A 7,120-nucleotide genomic window follows, 5' to 3' on the forward strand; every position below is an offset into this window, starting at 1 on the left:
GGCGCGCGGTTCGTTGCGGACATGCGGCCAACTCGGTTTCCGTCGTCTTGACGCTAGCCGGCGCTCGCCCCTAACGTCCTGACGCCTCTTTTGGATTCCCGCCTTGCGGAGAGTCGAAAAGACCCTTTCCCGACCCGCATGGAGTTCGCCGCGTGGCCCAGAAGCTCATTCTCGACGTCGATACCGGAACCGATGACGCGGTCGCCATCATGCTGGCGGCGCTGCATCCGGCGATCGAGCTGATCGGCGTCACCACCGTCAACGGCAATGTCGAGGTCAAGTTCTGCACCGACAATACGCTGCGCGTCCTCGACCATATCGGTCGCTCCGATATCCCGGTTTATGAGGGGTCGAACCGTCCCTTCGTGCGCGACAATTTCCCGGTCGCGCGCGGCGTCAGCGACCAGGCTTCCAAATTCCATGTCGAGACGCTGCCGGTTCCGGCGGCGAAGTCGAAAAGGGCCGACAAGGGCGCCGTCGACTATCTGGTCGAGACCTATCGCAATGCCAAGGAGCCGATCGTGCTGATGCCGGTCGGCCCGCTGACCAATATCGCGGCAGCCCTCGCCGCCGATCCGGATTTCGCCAAGCGCGTGCCGGAGCTGATCATCATGGGCGGCGGCCACGAGATCGGCAACATGACGCCCTCGGCGGAGTTCAATATCTGGGCTGATCCGGAAGCAGCCGCCCGCGTGTTCTCGGCCGGCTTCGAGAAGGTGACGCTGGTGACCCTCGACGCGACGCACCGGGCGCTGATTTCCTACGCCGATTGCGATCGCCTGAAGGCGCTGGGAACCCCGGCTGGTCAGGCAACGTCCGACATCGTCCGTTTCCGCATCGAGATGCACGACATCGCCCAGAAGATGGACGTGCTCGGCACCGCGCCGGTGCATGACGCCGTCTGCGTCGCCTATCTGGTCAATCGCGACGTGCTGACGACGCGCCATCTGCACGTCGATGTCGAGACCGGCGGCGCGCTGACGGTCGGCCGCACGGTGATCGACACGCATTTCCGCGGCAACCGCGCCCCGAACGCCCACGTCGCCTTCGACGCCGACACCACGCTCTTCGTCGACATGCTCGCCGAAATCTTTGCCCGCCCGCACGGGTAGGGCAGTAGGCCGAGCTCTGTCTTCACCTCTCCCTGAGGGAGAGGTCGGAGCGGAGCTCCGGGTGAGGGTTTAGGGAACTATCGGGTGAGGTCGTAAACCCTCACCCGCCGCACGCAGCCGCCAGCCCCAAACTCCGGCGTCATCCTCGCGTAGGCGAGGATCCATTCAGCCGGGTTTCCGGGAGTTTCACGCGAAAAAACCTCGGCTGCATGGGTCCCGGGTCAAGCCCGGGATGACGGCGAGGGTGGGGCAGGGGACGGTGGACGGATGATGTCGATCACCCCCGCCGGACCACCTTTTCCGACGGCACGTCAAACCGCTGGATGCCCTTCGCCGCCGCTTCGTCGAGCGCGTCCTCATAGCCGGCGTCGGCATAGCGCATGACACCGAGCGAGGTGTCGTTGGTGAGCGCGCGCGAAAGGCGCTCGCCGGCAGCCGGGGTGCCGTCCGCGACCAGCGTCACGCCGGCCGAGGTCATGTAGCCGGCATAGCCGCCGCCGCCCGAATGCACGGTGACGAGATCGGCGCCGGAAGCCGACAGCGCCATCGCGTCGAGCAGCGGCCAGTCGGCGATCGCATCGGAACCATCGCGAAGATTCTCGGTCATGATGTTGGGATGCGCCATCGCACCGGCATCGAGGTGATCGCGGGAGAAGGCAATCGGGCCTGACAGCGCGCCCGCCGCCACCATGTCGTTGACGGCGAGCGCCAGCTCGGTGCGCGCGCCATGGCCGAGCCAGGCGATCCGTGCCGGCAGCCCCTCGAACGGTACGTTTTCCCGCGCCAGCCTAATCCAGTTGGTGACGATCTGGTTGTCGGGAAAGCGTTCCAGCACGAGATCGTCGATGCGGCGGATGTCGTCGGGATCGTTGGAGAGCGCCATCCAGCGGAACGGCCCGATGGCGCGGGCGAACAGCGGCCGCAGATAGGCTTCGGTGAAGATCGGGATGTCGAAGGCGTTTTCGACGCCCGCCTCGCGCGCCTGGGTGCGGATCAGATTGCCGTTGTCGAACACGACCGAGCCGTGCTTCTGGAAATCGAGCATAGCGCGGACATGCGGGACGATGGACGCGCGCGAAAGCGCCATGAGTTTCGCCGGATCGCTTTGCCGCAACGCCCGAACCTCGGCGAGGGAGATGCCAGCCGGCACATAGCCATAGACGAGGTCATGCGCCGAGGTCTGGTCGGTGACGATGTCGGGATAGATGCCGCGCCGGAAGATTTCTGGATAGATCTCGGCGGCGTTGCCGACGAGCGCCACCGACAGCGCCTCGCGATGATGGCGTGCGTGGGCGATGCGCTGCAGCGCGGTGTCGAGGTCGGGCGCGATCTCGTCGACATAGCCGATCGCCTTGCGCTTTTCCGCCCGCTCGGAATCGACGTCGACGGTGAGGATGGCGGCATTGGCCATGCGGCCGGCCAGTGGCTGCGACCCGCCCATGCCGCCGAGGCCGGCGGTCAGGATGAAGCGGCCCCGGAGATCGCCGCCGAAATGCTTCTCGGCGATGCGCATGAAGATCTCGTAGGTGCCCTGGATGACGCCCTGGCTGCCGATATATTGCCAGGCGCCGGCGGTCAGCCCACCCCAGCAGATCAGCCCCTTCTGCTCCAGCTCGTAGAAATATTCGGCCTTCGCCCATTGGCCGACGATGTTGCAATTGGCCATGATGACGATCGGCGCCTGGACCTGCGTCTTCAAAATGCCGATCGGCTTGCCGGACTGGACGATCAGCGTTTCGTCCTCGTCCATGGTCTTCAGAGCCCGGACGATGGCGTCATGCGCCGCCCAGTTGCGCGCTGCCTTGCCGAGCGCCGCATAGACGATCAGGCTGTCCGGATCCTCGCCGACCGAGAGCACGTTTTCCAAGAGCCGCAGCAGGCCCTCCTGCCGCCAGCCCTTGCAGCGCAGCGTCGTTCCCGAGGTGACGGGATAGCGGGGATTCGGCATGGAAGAGGCCTCGCGGATCAAGGGTGCGTGCTTCGAGGCCACCCTGCGGGCGGCACCTCGGCATGATGGACAATGGGATTTGCAAAACCAGCCCCCATCCGGCTGAGGTGCGAACGCAGCGAGCCTCGAAGACTCGCTACTTCTTCTTCCGCTTCTTCTTCGCCTCGTCGGCAAATACATAGCGCGCGATCTCAATGCCCATCGCCGCCTCGACCGGCGGATAGACGGAGGGGTCGAGCACGCCGGCCGAGAGCGGGATGATCGCCTTGGGCACATGCAGCACATGCACGGTCATGCCGACGCTGAGTTGGCCGACCGAAAGCGGCTCGCCGTCCTTGTCGAGCGTGGTGATGACATCCGGGAAGGTGGCGAGCCGGGCGCCGCCGGCATCGTCGATCGCCATGTACTCGTTCATCACATGTAGCGTCACCGCCTTGTCGCCGGCGCCGATGACGACGGTGCCGATGTCGAAGGCGGCGTTGGTATAGACGACGTCCTTTTTCGCGATCCGGCCGGAAACGGCGATATGGCCGCCGGTCGCCTTGCAGATCGCATCGATGACGGCGGTGGCGCTGCCCCGGCCGCTGCCCTTGCCTTCCGCCGCGAGGATCGCCTCGCCCAGCGAAAGCGCCATCGAGATGCCGCCAAGCGCCGCGTTCTTGCGCACATAGGAAGCGCGAACCGGATTGCGGGCCGAGGCGATGAAGCCCCCCGACATGTCGGATGCCGTGCGCAGGATCGGCGACACCTTGGCCGTCGCGCCGCGCACCACCAGCTCGATATAGCGGTTGTCGGCGCGGTTGCCGCCGACGGCCGTCTGGATTGTTGCTTCCGGCGAGGCAGCCAGCCCGATCGAGCCCATGTCGCCGGTCGGATGCGCGCGGATGTCGCCGACCGCGTCGAGCACCTTGGTGCCGAGGATGGCGGAGGGCAGCCAGCCATTCAGCGTCGACGAGCGGCCGTTCTGGCCGACCATCAGCGCCGTGATCGTTTCGCCAAGCGCCTCTTGCAGAAGCCGCACGGCGTTCACATAGTCGACGCCCTGCATTTCCCAGGCGGTGGTTCCGGCCGGCGCGCCGATGGCGGCGGCGGTGGCCACCCAGTCATTCTTGTCGAGTTCGTCGACCGTGACCAGTTCCGGCTTGCCGATCCGTACGGCGGCGAGCCCCAGCATCCGGCCGTGATCGGCCCAGCCGCCGCCACCGGCCGCGTAGACGGAGCCGCCGCGCACGGCGGGTTCGACGTCTTTTTCGGTCAGGATGCGGCCCATGGCGTTTCTTCCCCTTTGGCTAGGCGAGCATTTTGTCGAGGCGGAGCACGGTCTCGTGCAGCACGGCGGCGCCGGCGGCGATCTCGCCCGGCTCCGACCATTCTTCCGGCGTGTGGCTGCGCCCGTCCTTGGACGGGATGAAGATCATCGCCGAGGGCGCAACGCGTGAAAACCAGGCCATGTCATGGCCGGCGCCCGACGCCATGCGGCGCGGCCCGAGGCCCAACGCCTCGGTCGATTGTTCCAGAACGTCGAGCAGCAGCGGATCGGAAAGCGCCGGGCGGTTGTCGGAAATGGCGCGGAATTCCGTGATCCGCGCGCCCGTGCCGGACATGGCGCGCAAGATCAGCGGCTGCAGTTCGGCGACAAAACCTTCCATGAAGCTCCGTTCCTCGGCGCGCGTATCAACCAGCAGCGTCACCCGGTTCGGCACAACATTGGCGGCGTTGGGTTCGACACGGAATTCGCCGACGGTAGCGACGAAGTGGCCGTGCCCTGCCTTGGCCCGGCGGCGCGCATCCTTGGCAATGACCGAGACGGCGGCGGCGGCCCCGGCCAGCGCATCCTGGCGCACATGCATCGGCGTCGTGCCGGCATGGTCGGCCCGGCCCTCGATGACGATTTCCAGCCGCGTGATGCCTGCGATCGCTGTGACGATGCCGATGTCGAGGCGCTCGTCCTCAAGAACCGGACCCTGCTCGATATGCATCTCAAGATAGGCGGCGATGTCGCCGCGCTGGGCCTCGTCCAGATAGGCGGCGTCGCCTCCCATGCGATCGATGGCGTCGCGCAGGATCTCGCCCGATTCCGGCGCCGCGCGATCGAGCTGGTCGGCTTTCAACTTCCCGCAAATGGCGCGGCTGCCGATGCAGGAAAGGCCGAAGATGGAAACCTCTTCCGCCAGGCAGTCGATCACCTCGAACGGATGGTCCAGCTCCGTGCCGTCGCGCTGGAAGCTGCGGGCGACGGCGATGCCGGCCATGACGCCAGCCGTGCCGTCGAAGCGGCCGCCATCCGGCACGGTGTCGCTGTGCGAGCCGATGACAATGGCCTTGTGTTCGGAAAAGCGACCTTCGCGCCGGCCGATCATGTTGCCGGCGGCGTCGAGCCGAACGGTGAGCCCCGCCTCGCGCATTCGCCCGGCGACGAAGGCACGGCCTTCGAGGAACACCGTTGAAAAGGCACGGCGAGTCCAGGGCCGCTCCGGTTCGGTGATGGTGGCGAGCACCATCAGATCGTTCCAGAGCTCCGTCTCGTCGATCGGCAGGTTGTTGCGCATAAAGGGTTCAGATCTCGATCGGCAGAGTGGGGGGAGGCCGTACGAAACGTCCGAAGCCGGGTTGGGCCAGGACGTCGCGTCCGTCGAAGGCCTGGATTCCGCGCACAAACGTGCCGCTCACCCGCCAGGGAAGCGTCATGCCGTGATACGGACTCCAGCCCACCACATTATGCCCACTCGCCGCCGCATCATAGAGCGCCGGCTCATGAGTCAGCACGGCGATATCGGCGTCCTTGCCGACCTCCAGCGCGCCCTTCTCGTGATCGATACGGAAATGGCGGGCGGGGTTTTTCGCCATCAGCCGCGCAGCCCATGTCAGCGGCAGGCCGCGTTCCAGCGCGCCCTTGATGAAGAGCGGCAGCATGACTTCGAGCCCCGGCACGCCGGAGGCGTTGTCGAGCATGGCGGGCTTGGTCTTGCGGTCCTCCGACCAGGAAACGTGATCGGTCGAGACCAGCGTGACGTTGCCGAGCGCCAGTTGTCGCCACAGCGCCTCAACCTCGGCGCGCGGCCGGATCGGCGGGTTGATCTTGGCCTTGCCGCCCAGCCGGCAGACGTCGTTTTCCTCGTCCAGCGTCAGGTAATGGATGCAGACTTCCACCGTTGCCGCATGCCCCTCGGCCCGGTAGCGCGCCGCCAGCTCCGCCCCGCGCGCCAGCGACGAATGCACGACATGCGCCGGGCAGCCGGTCAGCGCCCCGGTCTCGAAAATCTCGACATCGGCGAGCAGTTCGGTGATCGGCGGCCGCGACAGGCCATGCGCCCGCCAGTCGGTGATGCCGGAAGCGCGGACGCGGGCCATATGCGCGTCGACCGCTTCGTGAATCTCGTTATGGACGCCGGCCGTCAGCCCGGTCGGCGCGATCGCGGCAAAGCAATCGGCGAGCAGCGCCGGAGGAATGCGTGGAAAGCGCTTTGCGTCGGTGCCGAAGGTGGAAAATTTGAACGCGGCGACGCCGGCTGCCACCATTTCGCGGATGCGCGCGGTGCCTTCCTGCGGGTCGATGGTGCCATAAAGCGCAAAGTCGACGCGCGCCTGCGGTCCGGCATGGTCGAGCTTTCGTTGCACCGCCTCTGCCGAGCAGACGAGATTGCCCTCGTCATAGGGCATGTCGACGATGGTGGTGACGCCGCCGGCCGCCGCCGAGCGGGTCGACCAGATGAAGTCTTCCTGGTCTTTCTGGCTCAGCGAATGCACTTGGGCGTCGATGGCGCCGGGCAGGATCAGCGCGTTTCCTAACGCGTGTTTTTCGCGCGCCGAGGGCGCTTCGCCCTGGCCGACCATGGCGATCTTGCCGTCGCGCACGGCGACAAAGCCGCCTTCGATGACGCGTTCGGCGGTGACGACGGTTCCGGAAAGGACGAGATCGAAATCGCTCATGCTGTCACCGGGCGGTTGTTGCGGTTCAGGGCCTTGGGGCGGCGTGCGTGGTTCGAGACGCAGCCTTCCGGCCGCTCCTCACCATGTTGAAGGTTTTGGTGGGGGAGAGGAAGGCTGGAGAGAAGACCAA

At 66.3% G+C, this 7,120-nt stretch carries 5 protein-coding genes; 1 reads left to right on the forward strand and 4 read right to left on the reverse strand.

Annotation, left to right across the window (positions count from 1 at the left end):
* Nucleotides 1-152: 152 nt before the first annotated feature.
* Nucleotides 153-1,112: a nucleoside hydrolase gene (locus tag OSH12_RS25370; RefSeq protein WP_266346434.1), complete on the forward strand. Its 960-nt coding sequence runs from the start codon at nucleotides 153-155 to the stop codon at nucleotides 1,110-1,112.
* Between the two features lie 277 nt (nucleotides 1,113-1,389).
* On the opposite strand, the gene OSH12_RS25375 is transcribed toward OSH12_RS25370, so the two are convergent.
* The 4 genes from OSH12_RS25375 to OSH12_RS25390 all read right to left on the reverse strand — a co-directional run bounded on the left by OSH12_RS25375 (nucleotide 1,390) and on the right by OSH12_RS25390 (nucleotide 6,990).
* Nucleotides 1,390-3,060 (reverse strand): urocanate hydratase, encoded by a 1,671-nt coding sequence (locus OSH12_RS25375; protein WP_266346435.1) that lies wholly within the window; start codon nucleotides 3,058-3,060, stop codon nucleotides 1,390-1,392.
* Between the two features lie 136 nt (nucleotides 3,061-3,196).
* On the reverse strand, nucleotides 3,197-4,330 hold the full coding sequence (locus OSH12_RS25380; RefSeq protein WP_266346436.1) for a DUF917 domain-containing protein: 1,134 nt from the start codon (nucleotides 4,328-4,330) through the stop codon (nucleotides 3,197-3,199).
* Between the two features lie 19 nt (nucleotides 4,331-4,349).
* On the reverse strand, nucleotides 4,350-5,609 hold the full coding sequence (locus OSH12_RS25385) for a Zn-dependent hydrolase (protein WP_266346437.1): 1,260 nt from the start codon (nucleotides 5,607-5,609) through the stop codon (nucleotides 4,350-4,352).
* A gap of 7 nt (nucleotides 5,610-5,616) precedes the next feature.
* Nucleotides 5,617-6,990 (reverse strand): dihydroorotase, encoded by a 1,374-nt coding sequence (locus OSH12_RS25390; RefSeq protein ID WP_266346438.1) that lies wholly within the window; start codon nucleotides 6,988-6,990, stop codon nucleotides 5,617-5,619.
* Between the last annotated feature and the right edge of the window lie 130 nt (nucleotides 6,991-7,120).

Source organism: Kaistia terrae (genome assembly GCF_026344005.1).
Lineage (GTDB): Bacteria > Pseudomonadota > Alphaproteobacteria > Rhizobiales > Kaistiaceae > Kaistia > Kaistia terrae.